The following is a 24,334-nucleotide window of genomic DNA, read 5'->3' as shown; positions in this document are numbered from 1 at the left end:
AAATTTAAAACTTAAGTTAAATTGCGCAGAAGCCCAGTAGGTGCTAAATTTTAATTGTTTACTTCAATAATTTATATTGATGACATTAGGAGAAAACGATAAGTACCGACATGCATTCCTGAATAGGAGCGGATGACACGCTGGATTCTATAGGGGCTACGCATCTTGGCTTTTTGCCTACATGGCGTGTGACAGTGTACTTAGAAGGTATACAAATCAAGGAGAATAAAATGAAAAAGAAGATGATTGCAATTCTGGCCTCAATGGTATTAATGAATCTTGCATATGCAACTGATGATAATAATTCTGGCGCACAGGCATCTCAAACTGATGTTCAAACAAAAATTATGGACTTTGAACTAATAAGTGATGGTTCTTCCCCTGATTGCGAGAAAATTTTCAGCCACGTTCTAAAAGAAAAAAACTTTACTTGGAAAAAAGGGGAACAAACTCTCCTCCCTGGTGGACATGCTATCAGTCATAAAGAACGTATTATGAAAAGTTACTCAGACCATGATCAGGTTTTAGTAAGGCATAAAGTGCAGTTCAATGGTCAAGAAACAGCTGACGTTATTGTTGGATTTTCAAAAAACAAAGCAAATAAAGATGAAGCAGCAAGTGGTCTTATGATGGTAATCAATTGGGTTGACGCTCAAGGAAAACCCGAAGATAGAACCTGTTTGTTTTCGTTTAAAGAAAAATTAGAGAAATAAATAACAGAAGTTGTGTAAGTATATTAAATTCTTTAAGAGAGAGTTTTACTTTGTCAATTAATCTTGCGACTAAGGCATTAGTATGAAAAAAATCGGGGTTATTGATCATGTAAACTCTCTCACTCCAGAACAGTTTCATTCGAACTATGTTTTGCAAAATAATCCTGTAATTATAAAAGATGTTGTTGAGTTCTGGCGAGGATATAAATTATGGTCCCTGGATTACTTTGCAAAAACTATAGGCCAAATTAAGGTACGTTATTATATTTCTAAATCAAACGTGTATCCCGACCTTAGCTTTATGGATAAAGAAACGGATAAAAACGCTTTTTTTAACGAGGGGAAGTTGATTCATTTTATCAAGCTGCTAAAAGAATTTAAAAATGTATTTCTAGCTGGGGATGAATTATCGCTGTTTGATAAAAAAAAATATAACCAACAGCTTGATGTTTTAACGCAAGATTTCGAAATCCCATCACTAATAGATAAAAATAAGCTGCATAGTGGAGGGCTATGGATTTCGCCCAAAAATGTTGTATCGTGGTTGCATTATGATCAAAATGGTTGTCATAATTTGAATGCTCAAATTAAAGGTTCAAAAAACATTTTTTTATTTCCTCCTCTAAATACGCAAAATTATTATCTTAATTTATACAGTGGGAATGGGGTAGCCAACTTTAGTCAAGTAAATATCCTGAAACCCGATTACCTTCGATTTCCTCAATACAGGAACGTGGGGTACTTTGTGGGGAGATTAGATGCAGGAGAGATCTTATTTATTCCCGCCTATTGGTTGCACAGCTTCAACCATCTTGGTGACATCAATATTAATTTGAATTTTTGGTGGGATGAGGATGAATCAACCAAGCTCTCTAATCCATTATTAGTCAGGGAAAAATTTTTTGCTGCGGTCAAAAAGGCTTTATCCGGAGAAGGAAGTAAATCTCTTCTATCTAAATTAGAAAAACAAGATAAAAATATTCAGGAATTAATAAGAAATATAGAATTATACATCTTATCCTCTTAACCCCAATACACATCTAAAATAGCTTTGTAGAATAAAAATTTACAGTAAGAGAGTTAATTTTAAAAATTTTTTCAGCCGAAAAAATTTTTACTTACTCTCTAATCTGTAAAAAATTATTTATTCACTATCAATACATCCAAAACCTAAAACTCGGCCTTCTTCTTGTGCTGTTATTTGGGTTGCATCTGCTCCTGCAATTGAAACTTCATCTAATTCAACAAATTCAATTTCAGGGTTGTTTTGAAGTCCATCAAGTATTTCGTCTTTCATATTACCTCCTCATTGCATTTAACCACAAAGCTTAACGTAAGCTTTTCCCTTTTTTATTTTAGTATAGTTTACGGAAATTGCAGCAGCAATAGCTCGTACAAATAAAATATGACTGGAAATTTTATCGTTATATTGTGAATGGATATCTCCATATTTTTTAGCTATATTCAAATAAATTAGAGGAGGATTTTCATTTGAGTTCACTCACATTTTATCAACTCGGCCATATCCTTTATGAAGCAATGTGTAAGCCGAGTAAGAATTTTTTTGATTTAGCTCTAATTTTCAGCGAATTAACAAGGGAAGACATCATTTCTCTGATTAATAGCTTTCTAATAGAAATAACGGCCAACGATAGAATTGCTGAAGAAAATAAAATATATTTTTACCAACAACCAGGTATTCATTTATTAATGCGTTTTACCCACTGCAAGGCATCCTCCAATTCTTTATCGGCAAGTGAGGTAGATGCCATTGTAATGAACTTATCAGAAGTGGACGTTAAAGTCCCTTTGTATCGTTGTGACCTGCAACAGCATCGTTTGTATGAGGAACCTGGTCCTCTAAAACGAGAAGAAGATTTGATTCTACCCTCTTACAAGCCTGTTTGCTTGCCTGCATTTTCCTCAGTGCTTGATTTTTACAATACATCACATAATGCACCATTGCTTATTGTGCACTCAGATAAAAAAGCAAGAACCACTTGGGTCTTTAACCATGACTCTTTAAATCCCATACGACGAATTAGCACCGATGTACGCGCGTCAAGAATTCGATTAACTTTAGAATTATTTCAAGCGATGCAGGTTAAGAGAGTTAAACTGCTTTTAAAAAAGCTGATTTTGTCGGATTATGACGCGCATGTTCGTTGGGAAGCAATGAAATACTACTATAAAATTAATGGTAAAAGTGCGTTATCTTTATTACAAAAAATTGCGGCCGAGGATAATGATCCTGAAATACGACGGGCTTCACAAAAAACATTAGAATTGATAATGGGGAATGAGCATGGCGGAAACATTTTATCCTAAAGTGAAAAGGCCCATTTCATTAGAGGCATTTATTAGGTTTATTGATAATAATAAAATCATTGATGCTCTGAAATCCTCAGAATACAAACCTGAGTACTTAGAAACAATTGCCAACAAATTTGCACAATTAGCTCTTAATAAAACTTTTTTAACCAAACGATTAGGTAATGAACTAAAAAATTTTGAAAATTTTCAGATAGATAATCAATTCAAACCTTCAACGATTATCGTTCATAAAGCGGCTAACTATGTGATAAGGGCCGTCATTTGGATGCCTCTATCAGATCGTAATCAAGCTAAAATTTTTTCTTATTTCGAGCCTCATGATCACAACTTTGATTTTTTTACCGTGAATTACTTTGGGCCTGGTTATAAAACACGAATTTATTATTACGATTATGATTCAGTAAAAGGAATACCCGGAGAAGAATTAAATTTGCAGTTTACTGAGGAAACTTATCTAACTGAAGGCAAGGTCATGTATTATTATGGTAGCGCAGATGCTCATATTCAATATCCCCCGGAATCCATAACGGTTTCACTCAATTTAATTTTGCCAAAAACAACGAAACGCCGCCAATATGAATTCGAATTGTTTGGGGAACAAGGGAAAGCCAAACTCATTTTAGGCAACCTTGACCGTTTGGCTCAAATGCGCACTTTAATTGATGTAGCAATCAAATTAAAAAATAAAAGCAGTTTGGATCTCATACGAACCATTGCTATGACCCATGACAACGAGCAATTAAGGGCCATCGCGTGGAAAGCAATCTTATCAAATTATCCGAATAAATCTGCTGAATTGGCTTTAGCACTTCAAGACAATAGTGAATATGTAAAAGCCTCTCTTGCAGAATTTACTGAAGCCTGAGTGGTTTCCTATATAAAACAAATTGAAATATTTAGATGGCTCCAACGATTATCTCCCGCGGGAAGCTTTTAGTGCCTGGATAGTTAAGAAGATAATTTACAAGTTGAGCCAGTTCTGTAGGGGGGATTGTATTTTTCTCATTTACATCAGGTATCGTGAGCTGCCCTGAAGCAAGGGTACACACTCTAACTCCTTGTTCTCTTACTTCTTCAAATAATGATCCCGAAAAACCGAAAACCCCATGTTTTGTTGCACAATAAGCTGCTGCGCCAGGTATATAGTCCTGCCCTGCTGTAGAAGCAATATTAATTATTATCCCCTGTTTACTTGCGATCAAGTAAGGTAAAGCACAGCGAGTCAGCACAATTAAAGATACGAGATTAGTCTGAATCGTATCTTTTATTATCGGAAGGGGCATATTTATTAAATTTCCAAAATTGAAACATGCCGCATTATTAATTAAAACATCTAACCCTTCAAAATGCTCAATTACCTCGTGAATGATGGATTCAGCCGCTTCAGGAAAGGATAAATCATGAGCAACAGTTATCACTTCACTTTTATCTAAAGACGTGGCTAACGTATTTAAATTATTTTGATTTCTACCATGCAAAGCTATTTTGTTGCTGGGAGTATTTAGGAATTTTGAAATTTCTCTGCCAAGCCGCCCTGTAGCGCCAGTTAATAAAATTTTCATTATAAATTCCTATCTTAAAGTTAAAATAATTGCCAAAAGCCTTTAATTTCCAATAACGGTTAATAAACGAAAGGAATAAAACGGTAGTGAACACGTTGGACATATTCCTTATAACTGTTTGAAAACTCCTCTGTCAGCGCTTTTTCCTCAAGCATAGCCCGTATGATCAGCAGAATTGTCAAAAAGAAAGTAAAAAATAAACCGTACCAGGAGCCTAGCAATAAAGGGATACCAAGAAAATAAAGTGTAGCTCCAGAATACATGGGATGACGAACATAGCGATAAGGACCAGTAGTAACGATTTTATGCTCTCGCACTTTCTGAATTTTTACAACAGGAGAGGCATAAGTATTCTCTTTAAATACCAAATAGAAAATAGAGAATCCTATTATTATTAGAATGGCTGCCAGCACTTTGACTAAAAAAGGGATCATATCTGTCTGCGAGCGAGCCACATCGAATGCAATAAAAGGCAACCAGGTTATTTGCAAAATTGAGAAAAGTATCATAACCAATTTGTCCCATTTTTTTTGGCCTCGTTGAATAACAAAAGATAGCCTTTCCTTTAATAACTCGGGATCATGTTTAGCTAACCAAAAACCAATCGCTAATCCAAAACCTCCTTGAAGCAAAAGAAAGATCCATGCGCTTGGCCAATTAAGAGTACCAACAGGTATAAAAAGAAAAAACGCCATAATTAATAACGTCAGAAACGTATGAATAATTAATTTTAAAATCACAATCTAATCATCCCTAATTTCAATTTTTACTTGAAAAAAACTTCTCTAGAAATCCTATACATTAAACGAGGTGCTTATCAGCGAATATTCCCCTCTTATTTTAAATATGCTCTTATACGCATCCAACAAGAAGAACCAAGTGTATAGGGTTTTGCGCTGAGAACAAAAATGAACTGAACTCAAATAGAATCTGCTAATCGATTATTCTTAACCTTGTTTGGATTGACCTACCTGAAGTATTCACCATGTTATCTTTATCCTAATTACATGGTCAAGCAAAACAGTACAAATTTAGAGTTTAAAATGGCTAACTGAAGAGAACACAAAAAACCAGCTGATGAAAACGCTGAAACAGAAGCCACAAAAAAAGCCAAACTTGCACCATTATGTAAAATAGAAATAGTGCAAAATCAATTGCCCTAATTAAGTCTTTAAAACTTCAGTTTTGCAAGACTCCTTTTTCGAAGCGATTTTCGTTTAGATTCTTTGAAAAGATTGGTAGAGCGTAGTATTTTCCCATCCCGAGTGCAATTTTAATGTTAATAATAAAGGCAAACTCCTAGTTTCTTTTAGATAAGCAATATCTTGGATACAAATTGAATCCTCAATTGAGTATGCTAAAAAGTCAATCCAGTAAGATGGAAGAAATGCTTCATCAAGAATGTCGTGCCCTGTACCATTATGAAAATTATAAATTGGAAAAATGAAGGTCGTTGCCTGAGCAGTAGGAATAATTAGCGTTTTAGGAGCCTCCCAGTAGACCGGTGGCTCTTCAAGATAATGCAGCTTTATGGCAATTTGATTTAATGGACATTTTTCCTTGGTTTTGATTCTAAGATAAGTTGTATCTAAATAAGTGGTATTAAGATCATTATTTTTTATAGGTAATTTTATATTGAATTGTTTCTCTTTATTACTTAAGACCGGCCTGATAGTTTCTGTTTTTGCATCCAGGTAACTATTAAATAACTTATTTAAGTGATTTGTTTGATAAATGCGCAATAGAATTACAGGAATACTAAAGAAAATAATACTTACTAGCGAAACAATGGAAATCATTTTCCAACGAGATATCACTTTAGATTTAATTTCTTTGAAAAATGCGACATTATATTTATTCTTTATCAAAAGAATAAATTGCTGACTTAGCAAACCAATAAACCATAAGCCAACAAATTCCAAGTAAAAATAGTGTCTTGCATCAAACTGCAAAAAAGGATAAGCCCCTAAATAAGTGAAAGCAAATAAAACAAATAACGCTAACCTTAATTGAAAAAAAGCCATAATTGCCGTCGTAACAAAGGGAAGCATCACCACAATATTTCTCAAAGGAATATAATTCGCAATTTTTTGCAAAAATCCATGAATAAAGATTAGCGGAACTTGAAATATGCTTGCATAGATTCTTACTAAAAAATCTGCAGGGAATGTTGATAGGTAATTCAATAAAAACAAAGAACTATAGTAGCTATATTCTTTAGTTGTTGTCGGTATTAATTGTTCAACCCCATAAACTCTTTGAGAAAAGCTATTCACCACAGTATATGGAATTAAATCTCGATAAGCAGGAATAACGGAATAAGTTTCAGGTTGTCCTAAACCCAACCCCGAAGTGAACGAGTCAGCCAACCCCAGAATAATAACATGGGCGAGATTTCCCCCACTATAATTATGTATCGTATATAAAATTGGAAAGCCTGCAATAAAAAAGCTTATTAAAAAAGCGACACAAGCAATGAATTTGTTCTGAAAAGCATTTCTATCTACTTTTACAAAAAAAAGAAGCGTTATGAGGAAAAATGGTAGCATTACTAACAAATCGACTCTAAATCCCAGTCCAAGACCAAGCAAAGCACCCGCCCCACAAGAAGAAAAGAATAATTTTTTTTTGCCAGGAGATGTAATGAGCAATTTCCCAGCGATACAGAGTATACCTAGCAAGAATGGAGCCACAGAATAATCTCTTAGCTGAATAACATAGTACGTTTGCATCGAAGAGAGGGCAACACATAGCGAGGGTAAAAAGGAAAGGTAAGGATTCATTCCCAGACGAAAAATAAAGTATGTCTCAAGCAAACTTATACTATATAAGATTAAAAATAATGGAATTAAATTATCCCAACCAACCCCCATTATCCTCCATATCACTCCCGCACTTAAAATCATATAGTGTTCCATATCTTGGAAGTGGTTAAGCGGCATCGTCTTTTCCTGAACAATATTGCTGCAGTCAAAGGTTGTTGTTTTATTTTCCAAAAAAGAACGTAAAGAAGGAGTTATATCTTTGGGATTAGCAAATTCATAACCACAAGCAAACATAACTGCGGGAGCGAACTCATTTTGATAAAAAAAGGATGGATACTGTTTATGGATAATGGAATTATAAATATAGAGATTACCTAGTACTAAGAGTAAAAAAGGTAACAAAATTTTCTGAATCCGACATAAGAGTTTTGACTCCTTAACATCAAGTAGTCTCGAGTCAGGAGAGGTACTATGTAACATCAACTTTTATCCCATTACATTAGACTTTTGCACAACCAGTCAATTTTCCATGAGTGCGATGCATTCATGTCAAACCAGATGGTTTAGCCCAAGCATTTATTATTGGAGAAGAATGTGTTGGCCATGATTCTTTCATTTTATCTTGATCTGAAATATCGTATAATACAGCCAAGCACTTAAAATTTTCTTGTATTATTTATTAGGATCTATTATTTATGATCTGTTTTAATCAGCCTCCTCATACAGGAAAAGAATTAGATTACATTCGCCGGGCCTTTTATAATAAAAAAATTTCTGGAGATGGTGAGTTCACACAAAAATGTAATCGCTGGTTTGAAGAAAAATTTTATATTAAAAAAACGTTATTAACCACTTCCGGTACACACGCCTTAGAAATGACAGCAATTCTAGCCAATATAATGCCTGGCGACGAAGTGATTGCCCCTTCTTTTACTTTTGTGTCGACAGTAAATCCTTTCGTGATGCGGGGTGCAAGAATAAAATTTGTCGATATTCGTCCAGACACTATGAATATTAATGAGCAATTAATCGAAGCGGCGATTACATCGCGAACTAAAGCGATTGTTGTGGTTCATTATGCGGGTATTTCATGCGAGATGGATGCAATTATGGCAATTGCCAAAAACTACAATCTTCTGGTAATTGAGGATGCCGCTCAAGGTGTAATGTCAAGTTATAAAGGACGTGCACTGGGCTCTATTGGAGATATGGCTGTTTTTAGTTTTCATGAGACTAAAAATTATTCTATGGGGGAAGGTGGTGCAATTTTATTAAACAAGAGTAAATATGTAGAACGTGCGGAAATAATTCGCGAAAAAGGAACTAACCGCAGTAAATTTGTTCGTGGCGAAATTGATAAATACACGTGGTGTGATATCGGCTCCAGTTATTTGCCAAGTGATATAAACGCGGCCTATTTATGGGCGCAACTCGAAGTAGCTCATGAAATTAATCAAGATCGTCTTCGCTCATGGCATATCTATCACTCTCATTTACTCCAGCTCGCCCATGATGGCTGCATTGAGTTACCCACTATTCCTGAATATTGTATCCATAATGGCCATATGTATTATATTAAATGTAAGGATCTTGCAATGCGCACTCAACTAATGAGGATGCTAAAAAGTAGGAATATAGTGACAGCATTTCATTATGTACCACTACATACAACTGCAGTAAGCGCTCAATATGCTGAGTTTGTTGGTGAAGATAAATATACCAGTATAGAAAGCGAGCGTTTATTGCGTCTACCATTGTACTATGGCTTAAAACCCGATGATATTAGCGTAGTAATTGAGAATATTTACAATTTCATGAAATCTTACTCTTAAAAAGATTTAATTCTGATAAGTTAATCAATGAATTTATAAGAAAATAAATATGTTAATAGATGAGATATTAAAAGATATAGGTAAAAATGTTGGCTTTATTGATATTCTAAATAATCAATTTATTGAAAAATGTCATTACACCGCTTTTACTTGGACAAAACGCCCCAATTCCATCTGCTTAGCCATGGGAGAAAACTATCTAAGAACGGCAATAAACAATCCTAATATTCAAGGAATTGTGACTTCACCTCAAATAATTGCAAAAGAAAATACAGAGATACCTAAATGCATTATTTTGCTAGAACACCCCGATCAGTTTTTCTATTATTTACATAACGCTAAATTACATGAGTATTTTAGCCCTACACATTTTGAACCATTTATCCATCCTTCAGCACAAATATCACCTAGAGCTATTGTGTCGCAAAACGTGCAAATTGGAGCAAATACGGTTATTCACGATGGTGCTATTGTTTTGGATAATACTATTATTGGTATAAATTCAGTTATTTATCAAAATGTTACACTTGGAACGACAGGCTTTTTTTCAAAAAATGTTTTAGGTAAAAAAATACAAATCGAACATTTTGGTGGCGTTAAAATAGGCGATAATTGCATTATTCATGCAGGCAGTAATATTTCTCGCTCAGTTAACTATGATGAGTACACAACGCTAGGTAATGATACTCATGTTGGGATACATACTAATATTGCACACGATTGCCAGATTGGCGAGAATTGTGATATCTCTTCAAAAGTATGTCTCGCAGGTCGAGTTCAAATAGGAAATAATGTTTGGATCGGCGCCTCAGCAACGATATCAAACAGCGTTCAGGTCGGCAATAACGCAGCTATAAAGATTGGTTCGGTTGTTATTTCAGATGTTGACCAAAGCAAAGTCGTTTCTGGTAATTTCGCTATAAATCATCAAAAAAATTTACGTGAATTTAGAAGTAAAAACGATGATGCAAATACATAATTTTATATTGCCATTCAAAGAAAATCGTAATTAACAATTGAGCGTTTCAGCTGAAAAAGCTCCTTTTTTGGCATCACAATATATCATCATTGATTCCTGTTAAAGGATGCTAATCCGAACCATAAACGCCTTTTAATATGCGGTATTGGATTTTCTTGGGGAAGCTGTATACTAAAGAACCTGTTGAATAATATGTCTAAGGATACTTTATATGCAAACATCTTTAAATGAATTTAAAGAATTAAGTGCAGAGATAGTGCAAACCTTTGACGTTCAAACCATAAGCGCTCACCTCAATGAAATATGAAACCAGTATATTCGATTGTTGTTCCCGTATTTAATTCAGCAGCCACACTTCCAGAACTTTATCAACGCATAGTTTTTGTCATGGAATCTCTTAATGAAGATTTTGAGCTTATCTTTATAGAGGACTGTGGTTCAGATAACTCATGGCAAGTTCTAAAAAACATTGCATTACAAGATAAGCGTGTAACTGCGATGCAACTCCTGAAAAATGTAGGGCAAGGCTCTGCAACTTTGGCGGGATTGGCGCAAGCAAAGGGTTCTTTTATAATCACCCTTGATGATGATCTGCAACATCCACCAGAAGAATTATCAATTTTAATAGGAGCATTAAGAAGTAATGAAAATTTAGATGTAGTTATTGGCGTACCTAAAGTGAAGCAACATCATTTTTTTAGACGTCTAGGAAGCTCCTTTATCAACAGACTGAATAATTTCTTTATCAAAAAAGATCCTCTACTTAGGATGACCGCTTTTCGTATTATTCGTTATCAAGTTGTAAATGCTCTACTTCAGATGAATGTACCATATCCCTCATTAGGTCCTATGCTCTTATCAGTGACTCGGCGTATTGGCAATGTCGTTGTTGAACACCATCCTAGAAAAAAAGGTAAAAGTGGTTATACTTTGTTTGCTCTTCTTCGCCATAGTTTAAGTAACATTGTTGGCTATTCAGTAATGCCCTTACACATACTCGCTGTGATTGGTATGATGGGCATTCTTTTTTGTGGAATATTCGCAATTTATTTTCTTACCCGATACTTTATAATAGGAATTAATGTTCCGGGATGGATGACCTTGCTCTTATTAATGGTAACTTTATCCTCCTTCAACTTTTTAGCTTTTTCACTTATTGGAGAGTACGTATTGCGTATTATGCGAGTTTCAACATCTCCGAATCAATGGACTGTGCGTCAACTAATTCAACAGGAAAAACAAATTTTTAGAACTAATTGCCCCCAAAAAAAGGAAGAAAAAGAGGATGCTTTCTAAGTTTTCACATAAAAGCAAATCAAAAACTAGCCTCCTTTTTTAATTCTTAGGGAACTTTTAGGAAACCGAATAGGACATTTTTATGGGGGTTGGATGTGATAGACTCAAGGAGTTACGACAATATCAGATATATCCCTACCATTTATGAGATTTTGAGCTATGATTAAAGTAATACGCTTTAAATTTATTCTTTTTGACTAAAAAAAGAAACCGCCGCGTTAAATGGAGGTCAAATATGTTCCTATCTACTGTAAAAAATCTCTACGAAGCTCGAGTTAAAATTGGGAATCATATAATATCAAAGATTAGGGGAATAAAAGCTGACGCTTTGAAGGTATATTTAAGCGTACAATGTGATTTGGAATCTTCAGGAGCTAAAGGGGAACTCATAGATCTTGGTACCGGTAAAATTATTTACGCATGCCGTAAGCAAACCATTGTAGATAAATAATTTGGAACAATTTTAAATTAAAAATGATGAAAATAAGAAAAATCAATACAAAAAAGTATTAATAAAATTGCTCCCACAAACCCTAACTCTAACCCCAGATAAATTAAGATAAGATTTAATTCCAATCGTTAAATCTAATGATAAAGAAATAAATCTTATCTATGATTTTGTGCTATCAGCATCCATTGCATCCCTAGCTTAAAAGAAGAGCCTATAAACGAAGCACAATTTTCGATTCCCATCATGCGCAATCATGCTCATGGCCTCCATTCGTAGTACATTGAGATTTAGGTGAACTCTCATTACTCACCATGCCCATAATAGCTTGTGCATTTTCAGAAACACTTGAACTGGCAAAAATTTGACTCGCCCCTACTCCTGTAAAAATAATCTGTCCCGTTGGGGCATTAATGCCTGAAGCAGCCCCTCCTCCACTGCTTTCTGCGCGAATAGTCGAGTGAGTAATTGTTTCTATAGCTCCCCCCACATAATCATAGATCCCAATTACGTCTCCGGTTTGGCGACCTACCGCTGTAATTTTTGAATTTATGACTGTAGAATTAAAAGAGTCTACTGCATGGACGAAACTCGCTCCATTATTTATAGCAGTTATTAGGCTATTCTTAATAAAAACATCACCGCCTGAGCTCGCTCCATACACCCCTCCTAATCCTTCAGGAGTAATAATATCAGTATCATCTTCAACTGTTATTTTGGAGCTATTAATTGTTACATTGTTATAAGAAAAAACACCTGTAGATCCAATAATAGTTCTTCCTGATACATTCACCACGGAATTATTTATAACAGTATCACCATTACCACCAAGAATACCATTATTTTGTTGACTGCCATTCCCCCTTGATTCGATATATGAATTATTTATTATTACATTGCCGGTAGCGCCCTCAACACCATCGGAAACAACAGTATCTACATAGCCCGTATAAGTAGCATCGCCTATTCCTAGCACGTGCGATGAATTAATTAAAATATTTTCCCCATAACTATAAACTGAAAAAATTGCTGTATCATTAAGGCTACCAGTGGCCGAAGTAATGATTCTTGTATTATTTAGTGTTACGTTTCCAGTAGCGCCAACGCCCATCACCGTATTGTCATATGCGTGGGAAACAGTTTGAGGGATAATTTGGTTGTTATTAATTAATTGCAAATCATTTATTGAGCTATTACCGTTCCACCATATTCCCCCTCTAATAGTAGGAAGCTGGCTGCCCATAGCTGGAGCCATAAAATCAGCGTTTCGTCCCCAAAGACTTTGCCCATCTGCCAATTGGATAAAACCATCAGTACCCGTACTCGGTAAAACATATGTTCCAGACGCAAACCAAAACGAGGCATTCGGAGCCACAGCAGCAATACCACTGGCAACTGTCTGGTCCAAATTAATACAAGGATTTTCAGCGGTACAATTAGCAAAAGTAAATGACGATCCGTGGCCTTGATAAGTACCCTCGGGACTAAAAAACCAAATATTATTGCGAATTTCTTGCGCAGAACCTGTGGCGATAAAACTCTTTCTTGTGGGGGTTGCCAATCCATAAGATGGACGTGCTAAATGACGAATAATAGGTTCTTCCATACGATTGGATAAATTTTGAGCTTGGGTATAATCTGGACCTCCAAAACTGAAGCGAACTCCTAGGGAAATTTTATTTTTGTTTTGGTTATCGTAATTTTCTTGAATCACTAGAGCCGCGTTTTTTCCTGTAAATAATTCCACATTAGCTTCTACACCCGTAATATTTTTAGCATTTTGATAATTAAAATAATAAACCCCGCCATGGATCCATCCTCCTTGAGGTAAGGGTAGATAGTGTCCCAGCTCCGCCTCTAATCCAACACCGTATTCATCTGTAAGCGCTGCAGGCGTATCGAAAAACCCATGACCTTGAACATAGGTTAAATTGTTAGTTCTACCAGAGTCATTTAAAGTAGATTGAGGAATATCACTGGCCATAAGGTAATGATATGTTTGATGACGTCGACTGATAGGAATATATCCCTGTACCCGAACTTCATTATAAGAGCCTAATAACTCAATACCGGGATTAGCAATCCAAGCCTGGGTTCGATGTGCAGTCTGTTGATAATCAGCAAAGAAAAAACCACCTAAAATTGCTTCCCCTTGGCTCCAATTTTTGAGTTCACGCACTCCAGTTCCTATACTGTATGCTGAATTGCTGCTATTTAACTCGCTGCTTCCGCCAAGAATCGTGCCGTCTATAAACCATAACCTCTCCGTATTACCCGTGAGCGGCTGCATGCCATCAATAAAACCGCCAATCTGACTTTTTCCTAATAGACCTTGGCCTGTAACTCGTGTAGACCATGGCTGATAACCAGGATAGGCAGTATTGAATCCTAAAATTATAATCACGGCAACAAATAGCTTTAGATAATCTAAACTTGCTTTCTGCTTCAATCTCTTCATCCTATATCTGCTGACAATCCTACAATCAATTTAACTTTATGCAGCGAGAAAGTGAAGCTGTTGTTAAATATTCTATATTAACTGAAAGCAAACAACTTGTTACATTGAAATATAGAGAAAGATGATAGTTCTTAGAGCTACCCCACTTAAAAGGCACCATTCTCAACAACAAAATGCTTAATCTCATATTGAAGTATTTAATAAATTCACCTTATCGACTTTTTTGAAAACATATTGACTTATTTATATACTTTTAATCTATAGTAATAGGGAAATAAAATGGAAGCTTATAGAAATTTAAGTGATAACTCTGGAGTTGAGCTATACGAAATAGGAGTAGACTATATTGTTGTAAAATTTAAGAATAGCAACTATGCCTACCATTACACGTATAGGAAACCCGGGGTTCATGATGTTGAAGAAATGAAAAATTTAGCTGAAGCAGGTAGAGGTCTCTGTAGCTATATAAATCAAAACGTAAGAAATAATTTTGAAAGAAGAGAGAAATTATAGGCCCCTCCCCATTCTTAAATTAGTGAAATAAAATTTTCTAATTAGAGCAGCATTTACCTTGGTTTGATTATTCAACAACTCCTAAATGACAGGATGGTTTGATTGGATCTAAAGAGAGTATCGTATTTTCTCTCACTGACTTGCCAAACGTTTCCTTGATCGCAAAAACTGAAATAAGAACTGAAGCTATAGAAAACATAATCACGATAAAGAGAGCTTCTTGATAATCTTTTATCTGTGCTGGATAAGGCAACATACCTCCTATTATTGGAGCACTAACTGATGTAATCATTGCTATCATCGCATTATTAAAAGCTAATCCTATTGCTAGATAGTTTTCTTTACACTGCTCTGCAATAGCTGCAAATCCTATGCTTTGTCCACTGGCACTGAAACCAAGGAATAAAAAGCAAACTCCTGTTAATAGTTCTCCAAGTGGAAAATATATAATGCCTAATAGCGACACTAAAGCAGTAAAAGCACTAGTAAGCATTACCGGTTTTCGGCGTTGTAATTTATCAGATATAAAACCGAGAAAAGGACAACCCAACGCATAACCGAGCCATGCCAATGTTATCATGTAGGAAGAAAATGCGGGAGAAAATCCTTTTTTTATTAGAAGCTCCACACCTATATTTTCCGAAAAATATTCAATAGCAAAGTAAATACAACCTGAAAAAAGCGCAATGTTCCAGATCTGTTTTTGGCTTATTATTTTTAATAAATTTATTGATACTTTAACGGGCTTGGTAAGTACAATAAATTTTTCTCGGTTATTACGATTATTTTCTACGAACAACACTGTTAGTGCAGCAATAATTATCCCGATGATTGTCATGCTGAAAAATATACCACGCCATCCTGACATAGAGTTTTGAGACAATGAGTTTAATGGGCCTGCGGCTAACATTGGGCCTATGGTGCCAATAAATTGAGAAATACCTATAAATAAAGCGATATTTTTTCTAGGCATCCAATCATAGACAGCAATTAACAAACAAATAAATCCAAAAGAAGAGCCTAGGCCCATAAAGATGCGACACAACATCGCTACACTGAAATGATGAGATAAAGCAAAACCCATTGTAGCGCCTGCACAAAAAATTAAAGCAATAAATAATGCTTTTTTTAATCCAAAGCGGGCAGCCATAATTCCAACAGGAATTTGCATTACACCATATATGGCTAAATATCCCGTTGTGCTTAATAAAGAAAAAGTCATCGGTGTTAGGTTTAAGTCATTCATTAGCTGTACTTGAAAAGTACCCACAACTGTACGCAATAAAAATTCATACATAAAAAAGAGCGCACAGATAAGCCAGACTAATAAACCTTTTAAATTGATTTTATTTTCTACACTCAATCTTGAACCTCTTTGCCCCAGGCTTCTAAAGCAATTTCGGCTCGATTATTATCAATGAAAGTAGCTACCTTAAAAATAGTTTGTCCTTCATAAATTAATGGATGACGGTTTATACCTACTACTATTCCTTCATATTCAGCCTTTATCACTTCAGCTGTGTCAGCACTGAAGGGATCACTAATGATTCCGATACGTTGTCCTTTTTGAATTCTTTGTCCAAGTTCTACGGTACTCAAGAATACACCACTACGATGAGTGCGGATCCAATCTTGATCTTGAGAAAAGGCAGGCTTGAATACATTATTATCATTTTGATCGGAAGCATCCAGCATGCTCAAAGCCTCCATCACATTATGAATCCCAGATAACCCTAAACTAATTGCCGATTTGTCAAATCGCATTGCTTCCCCTGCCTGATAGACAAGCATGGGAATACCTAATTGTTCAGTAGTTTTTCTCAACGAATTATTTTGCATACTGGCATTGGTAATAACGGGAGCTCTAAAACTTTGGGCTAAGAACTTACTTTCAATATTATTTAAGTCACAATAAATTTGAGGCAAAATTTCGTGGTTGATCGAGCCAGTTTGTAATTCAATACAAAAATCACTTTTACTTAATATTTCTTGTGTAAAGATATGAGCAATACGTTCACCATACGAACCATTTTCTACACCGGGAAAACAACGCTCGAGATTTGTATCATTATGCGCCCTTGATGGACCGATTAACCCCAGAATATTTAAAACGGGCACGGCAATTAGAGTTCCTCGCATTCGGGACAACCTATCCGACTCGAGCAAGCAATTTATAATTTCTAGTCCATTTAGCTCATCTCCTTTAACTGCTGAAAAAATTAACAAACAGGGTCCGGATTCTTTGCCGTGGATTACTTTTATAGGCATATAAAATGAAGTGCATGAATAGAAATCGGGTAAAGGTAGAGCTAGATTAACCTGTTCGCCAGGATGAATAGTCGCATTACAAATATTGAGTTTTGAGTTTTTCATAAGCCGTATATTAAGTCGATATTTCCTTCAAGTAAAATTTACATGCTAACAACTTATTGCCGATGATGCAAAATTTGACACAGTATGTGCCACATGACTAGTAACACAATACAGAGACATTTCATGATAAAAGTCTAAAGACAATCAAATCTATAAATAAGCAAGCACAAACATCATCATGAAAATTGACTTTTGAAATAGGTAGGCAGAAAGAGTAATAAAACCCAATCATGCTTTTGAAAAAACAATAAATAAATTGTGGTTACAATCTATTCTTCAAAATAAGGTTAAAGAAAACACTAAAACATCAGTAATAAGAAGAAAATCTACCCAATGGCCAATCTAAATCTAGTTTAGGAACCAACGACTCTGAAGAGTTTGTCAGCTTAAATTGTTACGATAAAATTTCTGTTGAACAAGAAAATGCTGCATACTGAGGAAATAAAAACCGAGGAGCATACCGTTATGAACATGTTTCTTTTTTTAACGTTCTACGTAAAAGTTGAGTATAGATAGGAGCATTTTTTGCTAACTGAACAACTGTAGTCGAGGTCAAACAGGTAATCATTAATGGCAATATCAATAAATAATTTTGTGTCATTTCAACAACAAGAATAATTCCTGTAATCGGTGCTCTTACAGAAGCAGCAAACAGAGCACCCATGCCAGCCACTGCAAGCATACCCGGATGAATGGTTATCTCACTTGAAATTGCCTGAAGAATATGTGAAGCAGCTAATCCTAAAATAGTTCCTAAAGCTAACATAGGTGCAAAAATACCACCAGGTACACCTGTGCCATAACACAATAAAGTCATAATAAATCGGATTATAAGTAACATCATCAAAACTGAAAAATCAGGGTAAGCGATTAAAGCTTGTTCAATAATATGATACCCGCCTCCAACAACGCCAGGCTGTTCATAAGCCAAATATCCTACTGTAAGACCAATAATTAATACATATATATCTTTCATCCAGGGTTTTAGTTTGTCCAGGCTGTACAGCAGTTTCATCAAAAACACATTAAACCAAAGGCCTACAATACCTACTATGATACCAAAGACAAAGAAAATCCAAAGCGATTGAAGACTTGGCAGGGTAAAGACAACCATTTTAATATCGGGTTGAGGCCCAATAATGATATGCAACATAATGGTTGCAGCCACGCAACAAATGGCAACTGTTTTAAAATTTGTAAAGGAAAAATTAAATCCACTACGCATTTCTTCAAGTACAAAAAGGACACCAGCAAGAGGTGCATTAAAAGCTGTTGCAAGACCTGCTGCGGCTCCAGCCGCGATAAGTGAATCACGCCTTTTCCTTGTTAAAGAGAAGCATTCACCGAACATCTCACCAAGGTTACCGCCAATTTGAATGGTGGGTCCTTCTCGCCCAAGCACCATCTTAGAACCAATTGACAAAACACCACCGATAAATTTTACAGGTAATAGTCTTCGCCAAAAAATTGGGCGCTCATGGAGCAAAGTTCCTTCAATTTCCTGAACACCACTTCCTGATGCTTCCGTTGCAGCCCATTTTACTAATGCCCACGCGATGAAAACCATGACCATTGTTGTGAGTGCAGAGATGATACTGATGTTATAACCTTTTGACCCTGCGAAATGAAACCAGCTGATTAAAACATTATTTAACCAATGGATTGCCAGCTGCAATAATGAACCTACAGTCCCTGTTAATATGCCTAATAGAGCCGAAAGTGCATAAAGTATTAAGATCTTATCTCGCATTGGCCATGATCATCCTGAAAGGGTAATGAGATGGTATCTACTTTTTAAATCAAAGGCTATAGTGGATCCATGCAATAAACAAAGGAGCGCTCTTATTTTATTGTATAACAATTTTTAAACCTTTTTATTTATTTGTTCAATTTTTCATATAAATCAATATTTGCAACAGGCTTAAATAAATCTAGAACTTTGTACAATCGAGCTTCCCCCATTTTGATGAATGTATTAAAACACCGAAGTAAGCTCGCGCTATCAATTTTCGACTTCCTATTTCTCAAATATTTTTTTCTCTTAGAGCTAATCCGTGCATTATTTATGCGCTTCATACAATAGAAAATCTGTATTACCAAATACAATGGTTCTTACATAATGCAAGCCACATTTTTCTAATAAACGCTTTGACTTTATATTTCGGGACGAGTAACAACGACTAATTTATCAACAGCTAGATGAGCAAATCCCCAATCAATTAATGCATCCATTAATTCGACTCCATGCTCCTGCCCCCAGTATTTTTTATGTAAAACATATCCGATTTCGATATCCGGTTGATTAGCATTGTGATTAAGATAAACAAGTCCAGCACGACCTATGAATTCATTGTTATTTTTCTCGAAAACGGAACCCTCAAAAATCAATGCCAATTTTTCATTGAGGAAACACAACTTATTATTCTAATAAATGCAAATGGAAATGTTTATCGATTCGATATTTCAGAAAAGAAGTTTTTAGATCATAGCTGTTTCAAATAAGTTTTGTTCGATAATACACAAAATAAAGGAAATGTTTCTCCGTTTTTAACAACGGAAATATCCCCATATACAGGTATTATGATAGTTGTTGATGATGAAGGCATCTCTGCAATTAACTGGAACAAAGTACTCTGGAAAAGAAAGTATCATTGGGCTTATGCTAATTATCTTAAAATTTTAGGGATTACTAAAAAATCAGTAATGATTGAATTTCCCCTAAATTTTTATACCAGTCATAAATATATTGCCTGAAGTATTTGCCACTATTGCTATTTGATATCCAATTTAAAAGATATTCTTGATATAAAGTAGGCCTATCTTGAGAGGCCAGTCGTTCTTTTATGGTGACAGGTTTATCGGTTTTGATCCAAGTTACAGCTGTAATTTTTTGAAAATCTGGGGGATATAAATCTGCATTATGAAAAATAGCATTTTTTGAATATCGAATGTTTTGAAAAAAATAGTTCTTATATTCATCTATGTTCATCCTTTTAGCTGTGCGAATTATAGGAGTATTAACATCTAAATTTAAAGTAGCTTCAACTATTACTCCTAGTCCTCCATAACCTCCAATTGCACCAAAAAAACAGATCTGAGTTTTGTGTAGGACTGGCCTCTACAAGAGTACCATCAGCAAGAACAATCTTTATAGACTCAACTGAGCGAATTATAGACCCTTCATTAACATAACGACCGTGGGCGTTAACGCTAAGTGAACCCCCTACAGTAAAATTAGAAAAAGATTGCATTATTTTAAGAGAAAGATCCTGAGGATCAATGGCCTCTTGAATTTGTCTCCATGTTATTCCAGCCTCTACAGTAATTTGGCGTTTTTGTTTATCTAATTTAACAATTCTATTCATTTTCCGCATATCAAGAAAAAGACAGTTTTCTGTTGCAATTTGTCCTCCTTGACTATATTGACCGCCTCCAATGGATATAGGGCCATTATGATTGGAAATTAGTTGACTTACTTCTTCTGCGGATTGAGGAATAGCAATTTGATTTACTGTTATGGGATTTAACTGGGCAAAATTATTGAATATGGTTATCCAGAAATTGCAATCATAAACAAACAGGTATTTTAATTTTTGCGATCAATGTGATATATTATTGCGCAAAGTAACGCGATATAAAACAGATTATGTATAATAAATACCCAGCATTTTTCCCAAGTAAAAGTATAAAATCTTTCTCAGGTGTGCAGTTATCAAATGTTGCAAAAATCCCCCCTGTTATCGAATCACTATATCGAGGTGATAATAATCTTGCAGGTATAATTTTTCTTTTGCCCACCCTCTTTACAGGAGTTTTTTGTCAAAGTTTTCCTGAAGTAGTCGATATTGAGCAAATAAAATTGCACAAATTAACAAATCTATCTAATGATTTTCATATGGTGAGTATGTCAGAAGATCCACAAATTGCATTACATTGGGGAAATGGATGCTATATTACAATCGATCCTACTTTGTTTTCTGATTATATTGTGGATGTTCATGCGACCTTTCGTAAAAATCAGCTTAATTTTCCTAGTCGAATGGAAAGAGAAAAAGAGCATACAGCCTTAGCTGTACCCTTTTGTAGCATAAAAAAAATAACGATTCATAATAAAGAATTGATGAACCCTTTTTATGTCAGTATACCTTTTGATAACCACGAAGCAACAACAGCGTTTAATGTACTTTACTGCCAGCTAATTTCACTTTTAAGAAAAAAATATACTCAAGAAGTAGATAATGAAGAGGAGAGAATAGCATTACGTGCTTACACTACCGCTTATTTAGAGTTTTATACTAAATTCAGTGGTAGTAGCAACCCTTTTAATAAAAGCCTTTCGGAGCTAGATAAGCTCTATCCGGAATTTATGGAGAATTTTTTTCAATCAAATCGTATAACAGCAAAAATAGGTATGCTAACAGATCTTGTCTTAAGTTCATCGGATAACCTATTTAAAGAACATCCTTATACTAAAATCATCGATGCTTCGTATATCTATAGAATTAAAGAGAGCACTACTTGTGATGAAGATGACTGGGCAAAATCAGTTTATGATTAGTAATAAGAAAGAGGTAATTACTAGAAATCTCAAAATTTAAACCCTGCAAGAGCTTATTAATATCCATAAAATCAAATTAATAACTATGATTTTGATTTTAACCATTCAGTTTTTTCTGGTGATAAAGGTATGATGGGCGAAGGAAAATTAGAGCATAAATCAGAATCGGAAAAAACCATGGAAAAAGAAAAAATAGAAAAAAATCCAATTTCCAAAACCAATAACGAGTAGGCATGCTAAAGAAAATGATGATGAAGAACAACAAAAAGAAAGACCTCAATGGTAGTAAATAGTTCCTTACATTAGAATCGCTTAAATTGTCAAACAATCGCTATAATGATATCCATACAATACAATGAAATGCAAGTTACTATTATAAAGAAAATGTATTTATATGCGCACTATGCTCAGAGGATAAAGTCTGGGTTAAGTATGTGCGTATTAACTCAATACCCAGAGCATTTATAAGGTTTGACGGAGTCTTAATTTCTGCCATGAGCATAACCAAGTGATTGATTAATTCACTTTTTTTTGAATGAAGGATCTTAAATATTATAAGGCATAAGGCGCTCATAGCTTCTTGGTTATTATCTAAATCATTTTTTAATTCATTTAATAACATAATGCTCTGCTCTTCGCTGCATTCGGGAGCCAAAGCAATGAGTCCAGGAAGAGCTGCTTTGCGGATCCTCTCATCACCCTTTTTGGAATGCTGAAGAAAAATATTTATTAACATGATTCGTTGTTGCTCAGTACAGCCTGGAACTAAGGCGGTGAGCTCGGAAAGGACCGGTTGGCAGTGCCACCATCTATCATCTAACTGGGTAATGAGGGCATTCATCAATTGTGTTCGTTGTTTTTCACTGCACATCGAAACTAAGGTTGTAAGATTGCAGTTCGAGAAATTTTCCTTTCCTAAACATTCAATAAAGATACTCATTAACTGCATTCGTTCTTCCTCATTACTTTGTATTACCAAGGCAGTAAAACCATCAAGCGCAATTCGACGGGTATTCCAATCCTCGCACTTTAATTTCTCAATTAAAATATTTATCAACGTAATTCGTTGTTGACCACTACAGTAAGGTACTAAGGTTACAAGGCCAGAAAGAGCGGCTTCGCGAACAGATCGACACCCGGCTTTTAACTCTTTAATAAAGATCCCTATTAATATAGTTCGTTGTTGCTCATTACAATATGGTACCAAGGTAGAAAGCCCTCCCAGGGCTGCTGCGCTGACAGATGCAGCTTTCTCTAATGCATCATCCCAATATTCTGATGCTTTGTCGTAATATTTAGAATCTTCTAAAGAATCTTCTAATTTCTCAATAAAGGTATTCATTAACATGATCCGTTGTTGTTCATTACAGTATGGTATAACTGCAGAAAGTCCTGAAAGGGCTGACCTACAAACATATACAGAATCATCTTCTTGTTTCTGAATAAAGATATCTATTATCATGATTCGTTGTTGTTCACTACAATATGGTACCAAGGCAGAAAGAGTTGAAAGAGGAGCTTCGCAGGGATGTACAAAATCATCTTCTAATTTCTGAATAAAGATATCCGTTAACATGATTCGTTGTTGTTCACTACAATATGGCACCAAAGCAGAAAGAACTGAAAGAGCACCTTCGCGGATATATACACAATCATCTTCTAATTTCTTTAGAAAAACATCTATCAATGTGGTTCGTTGTGATTCATTGCTATGGGGTATCCAAGCAATAAGAATATCTAGCTCCGGGTAATTATGCCACCGAAGATCTTCAGACTCCTGAATAAGGGCTCTTCCTATTCTCATTTTTTGCTCTAGAGTCATTTGAGGCACTAAGATAGTTATTTCGTCTGAGGTTAAAATTTTTTTCTCAATGCGTACAAGAGTCTGATCAAATATTGAATTATTTACATGATACCGGAATCCTTCAAGGTTTTGGATGAGCAATAAGCAATGTACTCTATCAATGAGGGATAAATAGGGATTGCGTCTTAAACAAAGTTTGAGGGTATTTAAATAGACAATTTTTTCCTGCTCTGTCCTTTGGTTTGAAAAACTAGGGTTTGCGGCAAACTGTTGAAGGAGCTTCTGCTGATAAGGGACAAAATCAGCTCTCTGTGAAGAAAGCAGGATTAATTCCGCTTGGATTTTAGTCTCTCGATTTATACTTCGCCAGCGAGTAAATAATTCTTTACTGCCAACAGATGTTAATAGGTTAACTAATTCATCAGCAGGTAGTTGTTTAAAAATGGATAAGAACATATATGACTTCAAATCAATTAATGGCATATATTATAAAGATGCTAATATTTTTATCAATGATACCCTCTTAAAGAAAGTTCAGAGCCAGATCCGTTGCGTGAAAGGGCTACTTACAAAATCTTAAATTTGTGCATCGTTCAACTATATACATATCCTACCTCACATAATCCTCAATCCCTGCTCATGGCAAACGCATTGAAATTCTCTAGTCCATAATTCTGTTATTAGCGTCACTACCCATCT

At 35.2% G+C, this 24,334-nt stretch carries 22 protein-coding genes; 10 read left to right on the top strand and 12 right to left on the bottom strand.

What is annotated here, in order from left to right; genetic code table 11:
- Positions 1–230: 230 nt before the first annotated feature.
- Both A8O27_RS14120 and A8O27_RS14115 read left to right on the top strand, forming a co-directional pair.
- On the top strand, positions 231–713 hold the full coding sequence (locus tag A8O27_RS14120; protein WP_058461088.1) for a hypothetical protein: 483 nt from the start codon (positions 231–233) through the stop codon (positions 711–713).
- Between the two features lie 82 nt (positions 714–795).
- Positions 796–1,740: a cupin-like domain-containing protein gene (locus A8O27_RS14115; protein ID WP_082642515.1), complete on the top strand. Its 945-nt coding sequence runs from the start codon at positions 796–798 to the stop codon at positions 1,738–1,740.
- A 117-nt stretch (positions 1,741–1,857) separates the two neighbouring features.
- Here A8O27_RS14115 and A8O27_RS19055 read toward each other — a convergent pair whose 3' ends face one another.
- Positions 1,858–2,010 carry a hypothetical protein gene (locus A8O27_RS19055; RefSeq protein ID WP_165482537.1) on the bottom strand — a complete coding sequence of 51 codons (153 nt, stop codon included), beginning with the start codon at positions 2,008–2,010 and terminating at the stop codon, positions 1,858–1,860.
- Between the two features lie 194 nt (positions 2,011–2,204).
- Here A8O27_RS19055 and A8O27_RS14105 point away from each other — a divergent pair, with 194 nt between their 5' ends.
- Together A8O27_RS14105 and A8O27_RS14100 are read left to right on the top strand one after the other, a co-directional pair.
- Positions 2,205–3,041: a HEAT repeat domain-containing protein gene (locus A8O27_RS14105; RefSeq protein WP_058461090.1), complete on the top strand. Its 837-nt coding sequence runs from the start codon at positions 2,205–2,207 to the stop codon at positions 3,039–3,041.
- On the top strand, positions 3,019–3,912 hold the full coding sequence (locus A8O27_RS14100) for a hypothetical protein (RefSeq protein ID WP_058461091.1): 894 nt from the start codon (positions 3,019–3,021) through the stop codon (positions 3,910–3,912). Before A8O27_RS14105 ends, A8O27_RS14100 begins: the two co-directional genes overlap by 23 nt.
- Before the next feature lie 31 nt (positions 3,913–3,943).
- On the opposite strand, the gene A8O27_RS14095 is transcribed toward A8O27_RS14100, so the two are convergent.
- From A8O27_RS14095 to A8O27_RS14085, 3 genes are all read right to left on the bottom strand, one after another.
- Positions 3,944–4,609 (bottom strand): SDR family NAD(P)-dependent oxidoreductase, encoded by a 666-nt coding sequence (locus A8O27_RS14095; RefSeq protein WP_058461092.1) that lies wholly within the window; start codon positions 4,607–4,609, stop codon positions 3,944–3,946.
- A gap of 59 nt (positions 4,610–4,668) precedes the next feature.
- Positions 4,669–5,349: a methyltransferase family protein gene (locus A8O27_RS14090; RefSeq protein ID WP_058461093.1), complete on the bottom strand. Its 681-nt coding sequence runs from the start codon at positions 5,347–5,349 to the stop codon at positions 4,669–4,671.
- Positions 5,350–5,826: 477 nt separating this feature from the next.
- Entirely contained in the window at positions 5,827–7,854 is a 2,028-nt protein-coding gene (locus A8O27_RS14085; protein WP_131744477.1) for a hypothetical protein, read from the bottom strand.
- A 215-nt stretch (positions 7,855–8,069) separates the two neighbouring features.
- Here A8O27_RS14085 and rffA point away from each other — a divergent pair, with 215 nt between their 5' ends.
- From rffA to A8O27_RS14065, 4 genes are all read left to right on the top strand, one after another.
- The gene (rffA, locus tag A8O27_RS14080; protein WP_058461095.1) at positions 8,070–9,206 is read left to right on the top strand and encodes a dTDP-4-amino-4,6-dideoxygalactose transaminase; all 1,137 of its coding nucleotides are present in this window, start codon (positions 8,070–8,072) and stop codon (positions 9,204–9,206) included.
- Positions 9,207–9,255: 49 nt separating this feature from the next.
- Positions 9,256–10,185: a DapH/DapD/GlmU-related protein gene (locus A8O27_RS14075; protein WP_058461096.1), complete on the top strand. Its 930-nt coding sequence runs from the start codon at positions 9,256–9,258 to the stop codon at positions 10,183–10,185.
- Positions 10,186–10,488: 303 nt separating this feature from the next.
- The gene (locus A8O27_RS14070; RefSeq protein ID WP_058461097.1) at positions 10,489–11,481 is read left to right on the top strand and encodes a glycosyltransferase family 2 protein; all 993 of its coding nucleotides are present in this window, start codon (positions 10,489–10,491) and stop codon (positions 11,479–11,481) included.
- 235 nt (positions 11,482–11,716) lie between these two features.
- Positions 11,717–11,932: a hypothetical protein gene (locus A8O27_RS14065; protein ID WP_058461098.1), complete on the top strand. Its 216-nt coding sequence runs from the start codon at positions 11,717–11,719 to the stop codon at positions 11,930–11,932.
- Positions 11,933–12,173: 241 nt separating this feature from the next.
- Here A8O27_RS14065 and A8O27_RS14060 read toward each other — a convergent pair whose 3' ends face one another.
- Positions 12,174–14,387, bottom strand: coding sequence for an autotransporter outer membrane beta-barrel domain-containing protein (locus tag A8O27_RS14060; protein ID WP_115684286.1), 2,214 nt, complete (start codon positions 14,385–14,387; stop codon positions 12,174–12,176).
- Between the two features lie 279 nt (positions 14,388–14,666).
- Here A8O27_RS14060 and A8O27_RS14055 point away from each other — a divergent pair, with 279 nt between their 5' ends.
- Positions 14,667–14,900 carry a hypothetical protein gene (locus A8O27_RS14055; protein ID WP_058461100.1) on the top strand — a complete coding sequence of 78 codons (234 nt, stop codon included), beginning with the start codon at positions 14,667–14,669 and terminating at the stop codon, positions 14,898–14,900.
- Positions 14,901–14,967: 67 nt separating this feature from the next.
- On the opposite strand, the gene A8O27_RS14050 is transcribed toward A8O27_RS14055, so the two are convergent.
- The 6 genes from A8O27_RS14050 to A8O27_RS19555 all read right to left on the bottom strand — a co-directional run bounded on the left by A8O27_RS14050 (position 14,968) and on the right by A8O27_RS19555 (position 20,770).
- Positions 14,968–16,263, bottom strand: a complete 1,296-nt coding sequence (locus tag A8O27_RS14050) for an MFS transporter (protein WP_058461101.1) — start codon at positions 16,261–16,263, stop codon at positions 14,968–14,970.
- Positions 16,260–17,273 carry a succinylglutamate desuccinylase/aspartoacylase family protein gene (locus A8O27_RS14045; RefSeq protein WP_058461102.1) on the bottom strand — a complete coding sequence of 338 codons (1,014 nt, stop codon included), beginning with the start codon at positions 17,271–17,273 and terminating at the stop codon, positions 16,260–16,262. Before A8O27_RS14045 ends, A8O27_RS14050 begins: the two co-directional genes overlap by 4 nt.
- Positions 17,274–17,736: 463 nt before the next feature.
- On the bottom strand, positions 17,737–19,023 hold the full coding sequence (clcA, locus tag A8O27_RS14040) for a H(+)/Cl(-) exchange transporter ClcA (RefSeq protein WP_058461103.1): 1,287 nt from the start codon (positions 19,021–19,023) through the stop codon (positions 17,737–17,739).
- A gap of 404 nt (positions 19,024–19,427) precedes the next feature.
- Positions 19,428–19,667, bottom strand: coding sequence for a GNAT family N-acetyltransferase (locus A8O27_RS14035; RefSeq protein ID WP_235810609.1), 240 nt, complete (start codon positions 19,665–19,667; stop codon positions 19,428–19,430).
- Positions 19,668–19,962: 295 nt separating this feature from the next.
- A complete protein-coding gene (locus A8O27_RS14030) occupies positions 19,963–20,262 on the bottom strand; it encodes a hypothetical protein (RefSeq protein WP_058461104.1) in 300 nt (99 codons plus the stop codon).
- 52 nt (positions 20,263–20,314) lie between these two features.
- Entirely contained in the window at positions 20,315–20,770 is a 456-nt protein-coding gene (locus A8O27_RS19555) for an FAD-binding oxidoreductase (protein WP_259293214.1), read from the bottom strand.
- Between the two features lie 149 nt (positions 20,771–20,919).
- Here A8O27_RS19555 and lart1 point away from each other — a divergent pair, with 149 nt between their 5' ends.
- A complete protein-coding gene (gene lart1 / locus A8O27_RS14020; protein ID WP_058461106.1) occupies positions 20,920–21,831 on the top strand; it encodes an NAD(+)--arginine ADP-ribosyltransferase Lart1 in 912 nt (303 codons plus the stop codon).
- Between the two features lie 373 nt (positions 21,832–22,204).
- Here lart1 and A8O27_RS14015 read toward each other — a convergent pair whose 3' ends face one another.
- Positions 22,205–24,091 carry a hypothetical protein gene (locus A8O27_RS14015; protein ID WP_058461107.1) on the bottom strand — a complete coding sequence of 629 codons (1,887 nt, stop codon included), beginning with the start codon at positions 24,089–24,091 and terminating at the stop codon, positions 22,205–22,207.
- Positions 24,092–24,334 lie beyond the last annotated feature (243 nt).

Source organism: Legionella bozemanae, from assembly GCF_001648595.1.
Lineage (GTDB): Bacteria > Pseudomonadota > Gammaproteobacteria > Legionellales > Legionellaceae > Legionella > Legionella bozemanae.
This window is presented reverse-complemented; position numbering and strand designations above follow the sequence as displayed.

Bases quoted from the DNA above. Each gene is read 5' to 3' on its own strand.
- A8O27_RS14120 (WP_058461088.1), top strand. From the start codon at position 231: ATGAAAAAGAAGATGATTGCAATTCTGGCCTCAATGGTATTAATGAAT.
- A8O27_RS14115 (WP_082642515.1), top strand. From the start codon at position 796: ATGAAAAAAATCGGGGTTATTGATCATGTAAACTCTCTCACTCCAGAA.
- A8O27_RS19055 (WP_165482537.1), bottom strand. From the start codon at position 2,010: ATGAAAGACGAAATACTTGATGGACTTCAAAACAACCCTGAAATTGAA.
- A8O27_RS14100 (WP_058461091.1), top strand. From the start codon at position 3,019: ATGGCGGAAACATTTTATCCTAAAGTGAAAAGGCCCATTTCATTAGAG.
- A8O27_RS14095 (WP_058461092.1), bottom strand. From the start codon at position 4,609: ATGAAAATTTTATTAACTGGCGCTACAGGGCGGCTTGGCAGAGAAATT.
- A8O27_RS14085 (WP_131744477.1), bottom strand. From the start codon at position 7,854: ATGTTACATAGTACCTCTCCTGACTCGAGACTACTTGATGTTAAGGAG.
- rffA (WP_058461095.1), top strand. From the start codon at position 8,070: ATGATCTGTTTTAATCAGCCTCCTCATACAGGAAAAGAATTAGATTAC.
- A8O27_RS14075 (WP_058461096.1), top strand. From the start codon at position 9,256: ATGTTAATAGATGAGATATTAAAAGATATAGGTAAAAATGTTGGCTTT.
- A8O27_RS14070 (WP_058461097.1), top strand. From the start codon at position 10,489: ATGAAACCAGTATATTCGATTGTTGTTCCCGTATTTAATTCAGCAGCC.
- A8O27_RS14065 (WP_058461098.1), top strand. From the start codon at position 11,717: ATGTTCCTATCTACTGTAAAAAATCTCTACGAAGCTCGAGTTAAAATT.
- A8O27_RS14060 (WP_115684286.1), bottom strand. From the start codon at position 14,387: ATGAAGAGATTGAAGCAGAAAGCAAGTTTAGATTATCTAAAGCTATTT.
- A8O27_RS14055 (WP_058461100.1), top strand. From the start codon at position 14,667: ATGGAAGCTTATAGAAATTTAAGTGATAACTCTGGAGTTGAGCTATAC.
- A8O27_RS14045 (WP_058461102.1), bottom strand. From the start codon at position 17,273: ATGAAAAACTCAAAACTCAATATTTGTAATGCGACTATTCATCCTGGC.
- clcA (WP_058461103.1), bottom strand. From the start codon at position 19,023: ATGCGAGATAAGATCTTAATACTTTATGCACTTTCGGCTCTATTAGGC.
- A8O27_RS14030 (WP_058461104.1), bottom strand. From the start codon at position 20,262: ATGAACATAGATGAATATAAGAACTATTTTTTTCAAAACATTCGATAT.
- lart1 (WP_058461106.1), top strand. From the start codon at position 20,920: ATGTATAATAAATACCCAGCATTTTTCCCAAGTAAAAGTATAAAATCT.
- A8O27_RS14015 (WP_058461107.1), bottom strand. From the start codon at position 24,091: ATGTTCTTATCCATTTTTAAACAACTACCTGCTGATGAATTAGTTAAC.